Raw genomic sequence first — 13,661 nt, forward strand, 5'->3', positions numbered from 1 at the left:
AGGCATTTACGCCTTATCCGGCCTGCGAAACAGGGCAAGGATTAATGTGCAACGGGTTGCGAAACCGCCGGAACGCGAACGTGTTTGTATTTGAACAAGGCTACGAACGCGAAGGCCAGCACCAGCGAGTAGCCTGCGAAGATGAGCCACACGGTCTGCCAGTCGGTAATGCCGTTTTGAGTGTAATACTCCACCACTTTACCGCTCACAATGCCGCCCAGGATACAGCCGAAGCCGTTGGTCATCATCAGGAACATCCCCTGCGCGCTGGCGCGGATTTCCGGGCGTACTTCTTTTTCGACAAACACCGAGCCAGAAATGTTGAAGAAATCGAAGGCGCAGCCGTACACAATCATCGACAGTACCAGCAGAACGGTACCGAACGGCGTCGGGTCGCCATAAGCGAACAGGCCGAAACGCAGCATCCACGCCACAATACTGATAAGCATAACGTTCTTAATACCATAACGGCTCAGGAAGAACGGAATGGTCAGGATGAATAACGTTTCAGAAATCTGCGAAATCGACATCATCACCGAGGCGTGCTGCACGATAAAGCTACTGGCGAATAGCGGATCTTTATCAAAGCTATGCAGGAAGGTGTTGCCAAACATGTTGGTGATCTGCAGTTCCGCGCCCAGCATCATGGAGAAGATGAAGAAAATCGCCATCCGCTTATTTTTAAACAGCGCAAAAGCGTCAAGGCCCAGCATTGATGTCCAGCTCTGGTTTTTCTGTTGGTTCGCCACCGGAATGTGCGGCAGGGTAAAGGTAAACAGTACCAGCAGAACAGAAAGCGTCGCGCCGATATAAAGCTGCATATGGCTCAGCTCGAAACCGGAGAAACTCACGCCCCACATCGCCAGAATAAAGCCAATGGTACCCCAGATACGGATAGGTGGGAAGTCAGTCACAATATCCATGCCGGCAGACTGCAGGCGGTAATACGATATGGTATTGATCAAGCCCAACGTCGGCATATAGGCCAACGAGTTAAGCAGGATCACAAAGAACATCGCCCCAGGCGTAGTGACTTCCGCGGCCATGAATAGCGTGATGGCGCCGACAACATGACACAGGGCATAGACCCATTTCGCGCTCAGCCATTTGTCAGCCACAATGCCTAGCAAGGTCGGCATAAAGACGGCGGCAATCCCCAGTGAACTATAAACTGCGCCAATAGATGCGCCGTCAAATTTTAAGGTGACGAACATATACGAGCCCAGGGTAGTGAGCCAGCTTCCCCACAGACAGAACTGCAGAAAAGAAAGTATTTTAAGCTGCAGCTTAAGATTCATGTTAATTTCCTCACACCTGAGAGCGGATGAATGTTTTAAAAGGCACATTTGCCGTTGTGATTTGGTGTGATTCTATCAATGAGAGGCGGGCTTTTTTTGTTACCTGTGACAAATATTTGCAAACAATTTCTGATTGCAAGGTAAAATGGTGACGGAGTTAACACTTTTGCCTTTCCCGCCGCTGTCCTGTGCCAGCCAGAGGCGGGATGCGATGGTTTATCGGCGGCGATACGATCGCTGGGCGGAATTCACCTTATACAGATAGCGGCGCGACTCCGCAGATGGATGTCGGGTGGTTAATATCTGGTACACATCCCCCGGCGACATGCGGTTAATCATATTCGCGGCCTGAATTTTATCGTTCGAGAATACGCGTAATACGCTGCCTGCGCCGCCATTGTAGGCGGTAATGACCGCATAGCGCCGCGACGTCGGATTCTCAATACCGCTCAGATAGACATTATTCAACATCGCCAGATACGCTGTGCCGGTATCGATATTGCTGGCGGGGTCGAACAGGAAGTTACGGCTTGGCGTGCCGGACTTACCCTGAGAACGGAAAACATCTTTCCCGGCGCTGTGTTGCACCACCTGCATCAGGCCCAGCGCATCCGCGTGGCTGACCGCATACGGGTTGAACGAGGACTCCGTTTGCATAATCGCCAGAATCAGCGACTCGTCAACGCCGTATTTACGGGAGGCCTGGCGTACCATGCCAATGTATTTATGCGCGCGTTTATCAAGGTGGTTCGGCACCAGATTAATGGTGACGCTGTAAATAATACGCAGGCCGTTACTGCGGCTTTTGAGCCGCGTTTTCAGCAAGTAATCCGCGAATGTCGTGGCGCGGCCTTCCCAGCGAATAGGCTGGCCGGTATTGTCGAGGACCTGACCATACAGGAAGGGTTCTTTAGAAATTTTTATGTCATCGACATCGGAGTAAAGATCGACGGAGGTTGGGTCGTCACCCATGAGCAACGTTTTAATAATGGCCCGGCGCAGATGTGCGGTAGGTTCCGTCCCGGCGATGGTTTCAACGGTAATGGTCCCATCATCAAAGTTGATGTGGCTACGGGTCTGGAACTGATCGGTATATTTGACGTAGTCTTTCGGCCCGGCGATCAGGACTTCCTTATATCCCCACAGATTTTCAATATTGTTGGCAAATTGCCCCATCAAAATATCAAAGCCGTTGGTATCCTTGACCCAGGCTTCATTATACGTCTCGCCTTTTTTGGTCGAACTGGAGCAGGAGATGAGCAACGGCGCAATAACAGCAAGCGCGAGTAATTTTTTCATCATTCCGGGAGTGCATGTTGTGTTGTCGTTATGCCATGTTGCCGGGCAGCGGCGCTAAGAGCTTATCCGGCATAACTCACAGGCCGAATAAGCGCAGCCTCATTCAGCAACGGGCCTATTTTTTATCTTCCGGCGTATAACCTTCGATATGAACGTCTTTGCCTTCGAACAGGAAGCTCACCATCTCCTGTTCCAGCAGCTTACGGTGCTCGGCGTTCATCATGTTGAGCTTTTTCTCGTTAATCAACATGGTCTGCTTATGCTGCCACTGCGCCCACGCGTCCTTAGAGATCTCGTTATAGATACGTTTTCCCAGTTCGCCAGGGTAGAGCTGAAAATCTTGCCCTTCAGCGTCGCGTTGCAGGTAAGTACAAAAAATCGTTCTGCTCATAAGTCATCCTCTTCATCGACCGGAGCGTTAAACTGGCGCTCCGGTACGTAACTGCTGTAACAAGCGCTCCACGGGGGCCGCCAGTCCGACTGACGGCGGTTGCGCTAAGTTATACCAGAGCGCGCTGCCTTCATCCATGCAGGCGTCCAGTGACGACACGGGAAGCCACATAGGCACAATATCCAGGTGGAAATGGCTAAATGTGTGGCGAAACGCGTTAAGCTGGGTCAAATTATCAGCGTTAACATGCCGTTGCGCCAGCCATTCACGTAATTCATCTTCGCTGGCGAACTGCGGGAAGCAGTAGAGTCCGCCCCATAAACCGCTGGGAGGGCGCTGCGCCAGGAAAATCTCCTGATTATGCTGTAACAATAAAAAGTAACCCGTCCGCTCCGGTAACGTCTGTTTCGGTTTCTTGCCCGGATAGCGTGACCAGCTTTCATGCGCAGCGGCGATACAACCGTTTTGCAGCGGACACAGGGTGCACTTTGGCTTTGAACGCGTACAAACCATCGCGCCCAGATCCATCATCGCCTGATTAAAACGCTCCACGCCGCGTGCGGGCGTCACTTGCTCGCTCAACGTCCACAGCGTATTCTCCACCTCTTTTTTTCCAGGCCAGCCGCTAACAGCATAACAGCGAGCCAGCACACGTTTAACGTTTCCATCAAGAATCGGATAATGTTTACCTAACGCGAGGGAGAGAATTGCGCCGGCGGTTGAACGTCCGACGCCGGGGAGCGCGGCGATTTCGGCAAAAGTTTGCGGGAATTCTCCACCGTGAAGCGTCGCTACCTGTTGCGCCGCTTTATGCAAATTACGCGCGCGGGCGTAATAGCCGAGCCCGGTCCATAAATGGAGCACTTCATCCAGCGGCGCATTCGCTAAATCCGTCACCGTGGGAAAGCGCGCCATAAATCGCTCAAAGTAAGGAATCACCGTCGTCACCTGCGTTTGTTGCAACATGACTTCCGAGAGCCATACTTTGTAAGGCGTCTTGTTAATTTGCCAGGGCAGCGTTTTCCGCCCGTATTTGTCGTACCAGTCCAGAACCTGGGCTGAAAATTGAGACGCTTGCATGGAAACTCATTCATTATTGCCGGGGGCAAGATTGCAGCACAGAGGCCGCAGGGTGTAAACCGGAACTTTCCGCAGTGCGCTTCATGCTTGCATCCGGCAACTAACTTTGGATAATGCCCGTTTTCAGAACTCAAACACAGCAGACTACACTTTTATGAAAAACGACGTCATTTCACCGGAATTTGATGAAAACGGTCGCCCGCTGCGCCGTATTCGTAGTTTTGTTCGTCGCCAGGGGCGACTGACAAAGGGGCAAGAACACGCGCTGGAAAACTACTGGCCGGTGATGGGCGTCGAGTTCAGCGAAGCGCCGGTAGATTTCGCCACGTTGTTTGGTCGCGAAGCGCCGGTGACGCTGGAGATTGGTTTTGGCATGGGGGCGTCTCTCGTGGCGATGGCGAAAGCGCGCCCGGAGCAGAATTTCCTCGGCATTGAAGTGCATTCACCCGGCGTCGGCGCATGTCTGGCGTCCGCTCATGAAGAGGGCGTTGAAAACCTGCGCGTCATGTGCCACGACGCGGTAGAAGTGTTGCATAAAATGATTCCTGACAATTCTTTATCGATGGTTCAGCTCTTTTTCCCTGACCCGTGGCATAAAGCGCGTCATAATAAACGCCGTATCGTTCAGGTGCCGTTTGCTGAACTGGTATTGAGCAAGCTGAAATTGGGCGGCGTTTTCCATATGGCGACCGACTGGGAAGCGTATGCGGAACACATGCTTGAAGTCATGTCTTCTATCGACGGGTACAAAAATCTGTCAGAGAGCAATGATTATGTACCGCGCCCGGAATCGCGCCCGGTAACGAAATTTGAACAACGTGGCCATCGTCTTGGTCATGGCGTATGGGACTTAATGTTCGAGAGGGTGAAATAATGGCAAAGAACCGTAGTCGTCGTCTGCGTAAAAAAATGCACATTGACGAATTCCAGGAATTAGGATTTTCGGTGGCATGGCGTTTTCCGGAAGGTACATCTGAAGAGCAGATCGATAAGACTGTCGATGACTTTATTAATGACGTTATTGAGCCTAATAAACTGGCGTTTGACGGCAGCGGCTACCTGGCCTGGGAAGGGCTGATTTGTATGCAGGAAATCGGTAAATGTACCGAAGAACATCAGGCGATTGTGCGTAAGTGGCTGGAAGCGCGCAACCTTGAAGAAGTCCGAACCAGCGAACTTTTCGACGTTTGGTGGGACTAATGAGTACAGGGTCGGCAAATGCCGGCCCGCTTTGTCTTGAGGGAAAGTTATGATGCGCAAAACGCTGCTGGCGGCAGTGCTAACGTTGACGGCGATGGCCGCTCATGCAGATTACAAATGCAGTGTCACGCCGCGTGACGATGTGATCCTGAGTCCACAAACGGTACAGGTGAAAGGTGAAAACGGCAACCTGGTGATCACGCCGGACGGCAATGTGATGTACAACGGTAAGCAGTACACCCTTAGCGCCGCGCAACGCGAGCAAGCGAAAGATTACCAGGCGGAACTGCGAAGCGCGCTGCCGTGGATTGATGAGGGCGCCCGATCGCGCGTCGAAAAAGGCCGCGTGGCGCTGGATAAAATCATCGCTAAAGAGGTAGGCGAAAGCAGCAACATGCGTAGCCGTCTGACGAAGCTTGATGCGCAATTAAAAGCGCAAATGAACCGTATTATCGAACATCGTACGGACGGCCTGACGTTCCACTATAAGGCTATCGACCAGGTGCGTGCCGACGGTCAGCAGTTGGTGAATCAGGCGATGGGCGGTATTTTGCAGGACAGCATTAACGAAATGGGCGCCAAAGCGGTGCTTAAAGGCGGCGGCAATCCTTTACAGGGCGTGATGGGCAGCCTCGGTGGTTTGCAAACCGCTATCCAGAACGAATGGAAAAATCAGGAGAAAGATTTCCAGCAGTTTGGCAAAGATGTCTGTAGCCGCGTAGTAACCTTAGAAGATAGCCGCAAAGCGCTGGTTGGCAGCCTGAAGTAATCTTTCCTTTTTAAACAATGGCGTAGATCGTATCTGCGCCTTTTTATTCTGTTTTTTCCTGCATTTTGTTATCCATCTCTAAAAAATACTCTCTGTTGGATATATATCGCTGGTTAATCGTATGGCGTCACATTATTCGTCTGCAATATAGGGATAATGCGACCAGTTGACATAACTGGAGATATAACATGGAGTTTTTCAGGAAAACGGCATTAGCTGCTCTGGTAATGGGTTTCAGCGGCGCAGCGTTCGCTTTACCGAATATCACCATCTTAGCGACCGGCGGAACGATCGCTGGCGGCGGTGATTCAGCAACAAAATCAAATTATACGGCAGGTAAAGTCGGTGTCGAAAATCTGGTGGATGCCGTTCCTCAATTGAAGGACATTGCGGTAGTGAAAGGCGAGCAGGTCGTTAACATTGGCTCGCAGGATATGAACGATGAAGTCTGGCTCACGCTGGCGAAAAAAATCAATACCGAGTGCGACAGCACCGACGGTTTCGTGATTACCCACGGTACTGATACGATGGAAGAGACCGCTTATTTCCTCGATCTGACCGTGAAATGCAATAAACCGGTGGTACTGGTCGGCGCGATGCGCCCTTCCACGTCAATGAGCGCAGATGGCCCGTTCAACCTCTATAATGCGGTAGTAACAGCGGCTGATAAACAGTCTGCCAACCGCGGCGTGCTGGTGGTAATGAATGATACCGTCATGGACGGACGCGACGTCACTAAGACCAATACGACTGACGTGGCGACGTTCAAAGCGGTTAACTACGGCCCGCTGGGTTATATCCACAACGGTAAAATTGACTACCAGCGTACGCCAGAGCGTAAACATACCACCTCCACCCCGTTCGACGTGTCGAAGCTGACCGCGTTGCCGAAAGTCGGTATCGTTTATAACTATGCGAATGCGTCCGATCTGCCGGCAAAAGCGCTGGTAGACGCGGGTTATGACGGGATCGTGAGCGCAGGTGTGGGTAACGGCAACCTGTATAAAACGGTCTTTGATACCCTGGCGACCGCTGCGCACAACGGTACGGTAGTGGTGCGTTCTTCACGTGTGCCGACTGGCGCAACCACGCAGGATGCGGAAGTGGACGATGCAAAATACGGCTTTGTCGCCTCTGGCACGCTGAACCCGCAAAAAGCGCGTGTCTTACTGCAACTGGCGTTAACCCAGACTAAAGATCCAAAACAGATCCAGACGATGTTCAATCAGTATTAAAGATAATGCCCCGGTCGGAAGGCCGGGGCTATCTTTGGAAGACCTCTCGCACAATCAACACTATTATCTTGCTAATTATCATCCTGGTTATGATAATCGTGGGCGTCATGTCTCTGGACGGGAGGTCCACAAGTGGTTCGACAATGGATTGCTGGCGCAGCGCTGTTTGCCCTGATTTCAGGCTATAGTTGGGCAGAGGTTGCTCAACCCTCCGATAACATCTTAAAAGAACAGTTTAGTAAGCAGTACCACGGCATACTTAAACTGGATTCCATTACCTTAAAAAATCTTGATTCGAGGGGCAATCAGGCCACCTGGTCTGCCGAAGGGGATATTTCTTCCCGTGAAGATATGTATACCGGCGTTGGTATGGCGGCGGATTATTATTTTGTTGAAAAAACCTGGACCAAAGATCGTCCCGTTAAATTTTCTGCCATGTTGACCAGCAAAGGGACGCCAGCCTCTGGCTGGACGGTGAGCTATTACTCATTACAAATGGCAGCCAGCGATCAGGGCCGGGCTATTGACGACATTAAAACGAATGATAAATACCTGATCGTCAACAGTGATGACTTTAACTATCGGTTTGGCAACATTGAAGCCTCCTGGCGTGCGCAGAAAGCGTCGATCCCCGGTCTTGAAAAACAACTCTCTGCCCTGGATAAGAAAATAGCGGTAGCTAAAAAAGAAGCCGACGCATATTGGGGAAAAGGCGCTGATGGGAAACCGTTGACCCGCGCCGAGGCGTTTAAAAAGACGTTAAAAGAGCGCGATGATTATGTAAAAGCCAACGATAGCAGCGTATATGCCGAGAAATACGAAAAAGAGGTCTATCAACCGGCATTAGACGCGTGCCGTAAGCAGAGTGAGCCGTGCAATGAAGCGGCTATTCAGCAGAAAAGAGATTTAGACATACACGAGCAACGGCGGCAGGTATTTTTGAAATCAGAAGAGCTGCGTCGAAAAGCGCAGAATGACTGGATAACGTTAGAGAAAGGACAATATCCGCTGAATATAGCGGTACAGAAACTTCAGATGCAACAGAGTGATATCCGCATGAAAATCATGGATATTAATGACGGTTACGAGCGCTGGAAAAAAGATACGGACGATTTGCGTCGTAAAGGCGTTATTAAATAATGCGCTTGCCGGCGGCGCATTAACCGCCACAGATCGGTAAGCGTCGCGCCATCAGGTATTTTACCCGCTGGCGCTACAGGCTTATTCCTTGTTATTCCGCGAGAAACAACTCAAGAAGAGAGTTTAAAAACAGTTTACCGTGCCGGGTAATCTGCCAGTATTGCTCGCATTCGGTCAGGTAGCCCTGGGCAATAGCCTCGTCGATTGGCTGACGAATAACCGCTTCCGTAAGCCCGGTGTAGTCGACAAATTCGGCGCGAGGCGCGCGCTCCAGCAACCGAAAACGGTTCATAAAGAACTCAAAGGGTTTATCGTCATCACTCACGTCACGCTGGCTTTCCAGGTAACGTCCCTGCATATAACCGCGTGGGTGACGGGTTTTGGTGGTGCGCAGGATCCTGCCGCCCGGGAAGGTGACTTTACCGTGGGCGCCGCAGCCAATCCCCAGATAGTCGCCAAAGCGCCAGTAGTTCAGATTATGCTGGCACTGATAACCGGGTTTGGCATAGGCCGACGTTTCGTATTGCTGATAGCCAGCAGCGGTTAATAACTGGTGGCCCTGCTCAAAGATATCCCACAGTGCGTCATCGTCCGGTAAAACCGGCGGACGCGAACCGAACAAAGTGTTGGGTTCAATCGTCAATTGATACCATGAGAGATGCGGCGGATTAAGCGCAATCGCCTGTCGCAAATCGTTCAGCGCATCTTCCAGCGTTTGGTCCGGCAATCCATGCATCAAGTCGAGGTTAAAGCTGCGTAGCCCAAGCCCATTTGCCAGTCTTGCTGCCCGCATCGCCTCTTGTGGACCGTGAATACGGCCAAGACGTTTCAGCTTAGGCTCACTAAAGCTCTGCACGCCAATGGAGATCCGGTTTACGCCGGCGCGCTGATAGTCGATGAAGCGGTCGGCTTCGACCGTGCCGGGGTTCGCTTCCATGGTAATTTCCGCATCCGCCGCCAGATTCAGGCGTGCACGCACGCCGTCCAGCAGCGTTTGCATCGCCGGCCCGGAAAGCAAGCTTGGCGTACCGCCGCCAATAAAAATGGTCTTTACTTCACGCCCTTGCGCCCAGGCGACGTCGGCATCCAGATCGTTTAACAGATGCTGGACGTAGTCGTCATGTGGCACCTCGCCCTTCAACGCATGGGAATTGAAGTCGCAATATGGACATTTTTGTACACACCAGGGAATATGAATATAAAGACTGAGCGGCGGTAGTTTAGCCATTGCGTAACGCATCCAGCAGCAGCTTGAGCGCTTGTCCTCGGTGGGAAATCGCGCTTTTTTCTTCACGGGTCAGTTCTGCGGCGGTTTTGCCTTCAGACGGTACGAAGAAAATGGGATCATAGCCAAATCCGCCATTTCCGACCGCCTGGCGAGTAATGACGCCAGGCCAGCTACCGTGACAGACTATCGGTGTGGGATCTTCGGCATGACGCAAATAAACCAGCACACAATGGAATCGCGCCTGGCGTTTGTCGTCCGGAACATCCCGTAGAGTATGCAGCAGTTTTTCCAGATTTTGCTGATCTGTCGCGTTTTCGCCAGAATAGCGCGCGGAATAGATACCCGGCGCGCCGCCTAAAACGTCAACGGCCAGACCGGAGTCATCGGCAATGGCGGGCAGACCGGTCATTTTAGCGGCATGGCGCGCTTTGAGAATCGCGTTTTCAATAAACGTCAGGCCGGTTTCTTCCGCGGAATCGACGCCCAGTTCCGTTTGCGCTACCACATCAAGCCCAAAATCGCTTAACAGCGACGCGAGCTCGCGCACTTTACCGGCGTTACCGGTTGCGAGAACAACTTTTTGCATGGGATACCTACTCAGTTAACGCCGCAATTTCCGGCGGGATCTGTTGCGGGTGAATAATTTTTACCTGTTTGTGACGGCCCAGCTCGCCTTTTTCGATGACGATCTGACTTTTCGCCACGCGAAACTGTTTACCGAGAAACTTGATCAGATGGCTGTTTGCCTGACCGTCAACCGGCGGGGCGGTAATGGCGACTTTCACCTCGTCGCCATGTAAGCCCACAATACTGTCGCGGCTGGCTTTCGGCTGAATATAAAGCCGTAACACCAGACCGTCTTCGCAGCGAGTCACAGCACTCATAGCGCCATCCACAGCCCCGGCAGCAACATGTTGCCTGTCGCTTGTAAGACTTCAGCGATCCCCATATTAACGACATACAGCAGCAGCACCAGAACCATCGGCGAGAAGTCGATGCCGCCCATCGCAGGCAGTATACGGCGAATCGGGCTGAGCAGCGGCTCGGCAAGCTGAATCAATACATATTCAATCGGGCTACGACCCTGGCTCACCCAGCTCATGATAGCCATGACCAGCAGCACCCAGAAGATCAGCAGGCCGATTGTTTTAAGTAAGATAAGCACCGCGGCAATCCAGATAATCGCCTGAAACGTAATGACCTTAAACAGCACTATCGCCTTAATAACGCTAAGAATAAACGCCACCAGCAGAGAAGCGCTGTCAATCGGCCCCATTGGCGGGATAATACGACGCAGCGGTCCGATGATGGGCTGCGTAATTTTCACCACGAACTGGGAAAAAGGGTTGTAAAAGTCACAGCGGGCCCACTGCATCCACACGCGCAATAATAGCACCATGGTATACAGCTCAATTACCGTTGAGAGCAGGAAGGTCAACGTATTCATGGCGTTCCTCAGTTTTCCTTAATTTTTTGTGTAATCACGAGCACCAAAGATAGCGGTGCCGATGCGCACCATTGTGCTACCTGCCGCAATCGCGGCTTCCATATCGTCGCTCATACCCAGAGATAAGGTATCAACGTCAGGGTAGCGCGCTTTCAGCCCGGCAAATGCTACAGCCATTTGACGTGCGACTTCAAACTGCCTTACATAATCTGACTCTGGCGCCGGGATCGCCATCAGTCCGCGAAGCCGCAGACGCGGCAGTGTTGCCACCGCCGCGGCCAGCTCATCCAGTTCCGCCAGCGGAATGCCTGATTTGCTGTTTTCATCGCTGATATTAATTTGGATCAGAACATTTAGCGCTGGCAGATTATCCGGACGCTGTTCGCTCAGCCGCGAGGCGATACGCAGGCGATCGATGGTATGACACCAGTCAAAATGCTCGGCCACCAGCCGACTTTTGTTGGACTGTAAAGGGCCAATAAAGTGCCAGTGCAGGCCTTCCACTTTCGCTTCCTGAAAGTGGCGGATTTTTTCCACCCCCTCTTGTACATAATTTTCACCAAATGCCCGTTGTCCGGCGGCAATGGCTTCTGCGATGTCGCTCGCAGGTTTGGTTTTACTCACTGCAAGCAACGTAACTTCTTCTGAAGAGCGGCCGCAACGCGTCGCCGCGGCGGAGATTTTGTCCCGGATGTGTGCCAGGTTATGCGCGATATCGTTCATTTTCCGAGGATGTTTATATGAATATGGAAGAAATTGTGACGCTTAGTGTAAAGCATAACGTCTCGGATCTACACCTGTGTAACGCCTGGCCTGCGCGATGGCGCAAACAAGGACGCATGGAGATCGCGCCTTTTACCGCGCCAGATGTCGACAAGCTTCTGCTTGATTGGCTTAATGACGCGCAACAATATCAGTGGCGAACGCACGGCCAGCTTGATTTCGCCGTCTCGCTGTCTGGCACGCGGCGCCTACGCGCCAGTGCGTTCACACATCAACAGGGAACGTCGCTGGCGCTACGGCTATTGCCCGAGCGTTGTCCTGATCTGGCGGAAATCCAGATGCCGCCGATAGTACCCGCACTGCTTGCCAGCGAGAACGGACTGATTCTGGTCACTGGCGCTACTGGCTGCGGGAAGTCCACCACGCTGGCGGCGATGGTGGGACATCTTAATCAACATGCCGATAAACACATCCTGACGCTGGAAGATCCTATTGAGTACCGTTACACCAGCAAGCGTTGCCTGATACAGCAGCGGGAAATCGGCCAGCATTGCGCCACTTTTGCCGCCGGGCTGCGCGCGGCGTTGCGTGAAGATCCCGATGTCATTTTGCTGGGAGAGCTGCGTGACAGCGAGACCATTCGCCTGGCGCTGACGGCGGCGGAAACGGGGCATCTGGTACTGGCAACCCTGCATACTCGCGGTGCGGCGCAGGCGGTGGAAAGATTAGTGGATAGTTTTCCGGCGCAGGAAAAAGAACCGGTACGCAGTCAACTGGCGGGTAGTCTGCGCGCTGTACTATCGCAAAAACTGGAGGTCGACAGACAGGATGGGCGCGTGGCGTTGTTTGAATTACTGATTAATACGCCAGCCACAGGGAATTTGATCCGTGAAGGCAAACTCCATCAGTTGGCCCACGTGATACAAACCGGGCAGCAGCAGGGGATGATGACATTCGCCCAGAGCGCGCAATGGCGTCAGGCGCAGGGACGGCTGTAGCGAAGATGGCGGCGTAGGGGGGAAAGTGTTGACTGGCGCGGTGGATTGAACGGCATACAGGCTTGTATCCTGGCGAACCGGCGTTAAAATCGCAGCTTTGTTAAAACCACAGCGAAGCCATTTAACGATGTCATCACAACCGAATCAAAGCCTGATAGATGGCATTCGCTGTCTGCAATATCTGGTTTCCAGCGACCGTGCTATCGGATGTCGCGAGCTTGCCCGGCTGATGGATATTAATACCACGCGCGTTAATCGCCTGTTAATGACGATGGCCTCTATTGGACTCACGATGCAGGATGAGCACCGACGCTATTTACCCGGGCCAGGCATTCATGCTTTGGCGGCGCAGGCGATTCGTGGTTCAGCGCTGTTCTCCCATGCGTTGCCTATCCTTGAGCGCCATGCGCCCAAAGACATCGTGGTGGCATTAGGCGTGCTATGGGAAGACCAGATTATCTATATTTATCACTCTACGCCGGGTTCGCAGGGAAGTCAGGCGCTGGCGGGGTTTCGCATGTGCCCGGCCTGGCAGTCGGTAACAGGAGTGGCGTTACTGGCGGCAGAAAGCGATGAGGCGCTAATGCAGCGTTTTACTCCGGAGCAGTGGCGTAATCTGGCACCGCATGTGGCGCAGCAGCGCCAGCGGGGATACGTGCTGTGGCATCACGCTGATGGTGAAGTTTCTATGGCGCAACCGCTAGGCAAGCACGCCGCAGCGCTGGCCTTTGCGGGAATGTGGCGGATTGATGAGGCGGAGGCGGCTGCGCGTTTACAGGCGTTGAACGCATTAAACCAGCGTATTGCCCAGCAAGCCTGGCAACCGTGACCGCGTTATCCGCCTGCTGACAAA

General features: G+C 52.7%; 16 protein-coding genes. 7 read left to right on the forward strand and 9 right to left on the reverse strand.

Annotated features, from left to right (window positions below):
- Positions 1–41: 41 nt before the first annotated feature.
- The 4 genes from LCS67_RS03620 to mutY all read right to left on the reverse strand — a co-directional run bounded on the left by LCS67_RS03620 (position 42) and on the right by mutY (position 4,068).
- Entirely contained in the window at positions 42–1,298 is a 1,257-nt protein-coding gene (locus LCS67_RS03620; protein WP_001049805.1) for a nucleoside permease, read from the reverse strand.
- Positions 1,299–1,514: 216 nt separating this feature from the next.
- Entirely contained in the window at positions 1,515–2,600 is a 1,086-nt protein-coding gene (gene mltC, locus LCS67_RS03625) for a membrane-bound lytic murein transglycosylase MltC (RefSeq protein WP_000976289.1), read from the reverse strand.
- 112 nt (positions 2,601–2,712) lie between these two features.
- Positions 2,713–2,988, reverse strand: a complete 276-nt coding sequence (locus LCS67_RS03630) for an oxidative damage protection protein (RefSeq protein ID WP_000091706.1) — start codon at positions 2,986–2,988, stop codon at positions 2,713–2,715.
- 27 nt (positions 2,989–3,015) lie between these two features.
- Positions 3,016–4,068, reverse strand: coding sequence for an A/G-specific adenine glycosylase (mutY, locus tag LCS67_RS03635; protein ID WP_001148959.1), 1,053 nt, complete (start codon positions 4,066–4,068; stop codon positions 3,016–3,018).
- A 154-nt stretch (positions 4,069–4,222) separates the two neighbouring features.
- Between mutY and trmB the strand changes: the two genes are divergently transcribed.
- The 5 genes from trmB (at position 4,223) to LCS67_RS03660 (ending at position 8,412) form a co-directional block, all read left to right on the forward strand.
- Positions 4,223–4,942: a tRNA (guanosine(46)-N7)-methyltransferase TrmB gene (gene trmB, locus LCS67_RS03640; RefSeq protein ID WP_000786890.1), complete on the forward strand. Its 720-nt coding sequence runs from the start codon at positions 4,223–4,225 to the stop codon at positions 4,940–4,942.
- On the forward strand, positions 4,942–5,268 hold the full coding sequence (locus tag LCS67_RS03645) for a YggL family protein (RefSeq protein ID WP_001107559.1): 327 nt from the start codon (positions 4,942–4,944) through the stop codon (positions 5,266–5,268). The genes trmB and LCS67_RS03645 overlap by 1 nt, the downstream gene beginning before the upstream one ends.
- Before the next feature lie 49 nt (positions 5,269–5,317).
- Positions 5,318–6,037, forward strand: a complete 720-nt coding sequence (locus LCS67_RS03650; protein WP_000984835.1) for a DUF2884 domain-containing protein — start codon at positions 5,318–5,320, stop codon at positions 6,035–6,037.
- A gap of 188 nt (positions 6,038–6,225) precedes the next feature.
- Complete coding sequence (gene ansB / locus LCS67_RS03655) at positions 6,226–7,272, forward strand: L-asparaginase 2 (RefSeq protein WP_000394189.1); 1,047 nt, start codon at positions 6,226–6,228, stop codon at positions 7,270–7,272.
- A 132-nt stretch (positions 7,273–7,404) separates the two neighbouring features.
- Entirely contained in the window at positions 7,405–8,412 is a 1,008-nt protein-coding gene (locus tag LCS67_RS03660; RefSeq protein ID WP_000252191.1) for a DUF1202 domain-containing protein, read from the forward strand.
- Between the two features lie 91 nt (positions 8,413–8,503).
- On the opposite strand, the gene hemW is transcribed toward LCS67_RS03660, so the two are convergent.
- The 5 genes from hemW to LCS67_RS03685 are packed head-to-tail and all read right to left on the reverse strand — an operon-like array spanning position 8,504 to position 11,810.
- On the reverse strand, positions 8,504–9,640 hold the full coding sequence (hemW, locus tag LCS67_RS03665) for a radical SAM family heme chaperone HemW (RefSeq protein ID WP_031566572.1): 1,137 nt from the start codon (positions 9,638–9,640) through the stop codon (positions 8,504–8,506).
- Complete coding sequence (locus LCS67_RS03670) at positions 9,633–10,226, reverse strand: XTP/dITP diphosphatase (protein WP_023195148.1); 594 nt, start codon at positions 10,224–10,226, stop codon at positions 9,633–9,635. Before LCS67_RS03670 ends, hemW begins: the two co-directional genes overlap by 8 nt.
- A 7-nt stretch (positions 10,227–10,233) precedes the next feature.
- On the reverse strand, positions 10,234–10,524 hold the full coding sequence (gene yggU / locus LCS67_RS03675) for a DUF167 family protein YggU (protein ID WP_001277203.1): 291 nt from the start codon (positions 10,522–10,524) through the stop codon (positions 10,234–10,236).
- Entirely contained in the window at positions 10,521–11,087 is a 567-nt protein-coding gene (locus LCS67_RS03680; RefSeq protein WP_001094848.1) for a YggT family protein, read from the reverse strand. The genes yggU and LCS67_RS03680 overlap by 4 nt, the downstream gene beginning before the upstream one ends.
- A gap of 18 nt (positions 11,088–11,105) precedes the next feature.
- Complete coding sequence (locus LCS67_RS03685) at positions 11,106–11,810, reverse strand: YggS family pyridoxal phosphate-dependent enzyme (RefSeq protein ID WP_000997790.1); 705 nt, start codon at positions 11,808–11,810, stop codon at positions 11,106–11,108.
- Between the two features lie 17 nt (positions 11,811–11,827).
- On the opposite strand from LCS67_RS03685, the gene LCS67_RS03690 reads away from it, so the two are divergent.
- Positions 11,828–12,808 carry a type IV pilus twitching motility protein PilT gene (locus LCS67_RS03690; protein WP_001055636.1) on the forward strand — a complete coding sequence of 327 codons (981 nt, stop codon included), beginning with the start codon at positions 11,828–11,830 and terminating at the stop codon, positions 12,806–12,808.
- A 127-nt stretch (positions 12,809–12,935) separates the two neighbouring features.
- Positions 12,936–13,637, forward strand: coding sequence for an IclR family transcriptional regulator (locus LCS67_RS03695; protein ID WP_000098326.1), 702 nt, complete (start codon positions 12,936–12,938; stop codon positions 13,635–13,637).
- Positions 13,638–13,661 lie beyond the last annotated feature (24 nt).

The organism is Salmonella sp. A7, from assembly GCF_020181675.1.
Classification (GTDB): domain Bacteria; phylum Pseudomonadota; class Gammaproteobacteria; order Enterobacterales; family Enterobacteriaceae; genus Salmonella; species Salmonella enterica.

What these genes read in the sequence shown, in the direction of transcription:
- LCS67_RS03645 (WP_001107559.1), top strand. Translation starts at nt 4,942, where the DNA reads ATGGCAAAGAACCGTAGTCGTCGTCTGCGTAAAAAAATGCACATTGAC.
- trmB (WP_000786890.1), top strand. Translation starts at nt 4,223, where the DNA reads ATGAAAAACGACGTCATTTCACCGGAATTTGATGAAAACGGTCGCCCG.
- LCS67_RS03650 (WP_000984835.1), top strand. Translation starts at nt 5,318, where the DNA reads ATGATGCGCAAAACGCTGCTGGCGGCAGTGCTAACGTTGACGGCGATG.
- LCS67_RS03695 (WP_000098326.1), top strand. Translation starts at nt 12,936, where the DNA reads ATGTCATCACAACCGAATCAAAGCCTGATAGATGGCATTCGCTGTCTG.
- LCS67_RS03630 (WP_000091706.1), bottom strand. Translation starts at nt 2,988, where the DNA reads ATGAGCAGAACGATTTTTTGTACTTACCTGCAACGCGACGCTGAAGGG.
- LCS67_RS03690 (WP_001055636.1), top strand. Translation starts at nt 11,828, where the DNA reads ATGAATATGGAAGAAATTGTGACGCTTAGTGTAAAGCATAACGTCTCG.
- hemW (WP_031566572.1), bottom strand. Translation starts at nt 9,640, where the DNA reads ATGGCTAAACTACCGCCGCTCAGTCTTTATATTCATATTCCCTGGTGT.
- yggU (WP_001277203.1), bottom strand. Translation starts at nt 10,524, where the DNA reads ATGAGTGCTGTGACTCGCTGCGAAGACGGTCTGGTGTTACGGCTTTAT.
- LCS67_RS03685 (WP_000997790.1), bottom strand. Translation starts at nt 11,810, where the DNA reads ATGAACGATATCGCGCATAACCTGGCACACATCCGGGACAAAATCTCC.
- ansB (WP_000394189.1), top strand. Translation starts at nt 6,226, where the DNA reads ATGGAGTTTTTCAGGAAAACGGCATTAGCTGCTCTGGTAATGGGTTTC.
- mutY (WP_001148959.1), bottom strand. Translation starts at nt 4,068, where the DNA reads ATGCAAGCGTCTCAATTTTCAGCCCAGGTTCTGGACTGGTACGACAAA.
- mltC (WP_000976289.1), bottom strand. Translation starts at nt 2,600, where the DNA reads ATGATGAAAAAATTACTCGCGCTTGCTGTTATTGCGCCGTTGCTCATC.
- LCS67_RS03670 (WP_023195148.1), bottom strand. Translation starts at nt 10,226, where the DNA reads ATGCAAAAAGTTGTTCTCGCAACCGGTAACGCCGGTAAAGTGCGCGAG.
- LCS67_RS03680 (WP_001094848.1), bottom strand. Translation starts at nt 11,087, where the DNA reads ATGAATACGTTGACCTTCCTGCTCTCAACGGTAATTGAGCTGTATACC.
- LCS67_RS03620 (WP_001049805.1), bottom strand. Translation starts at nt 1,298, where the DNA reads ATGAATCTTAAGCTGCAGCTTAAAATACTTTCTTTTCTGCAGTTCTGT.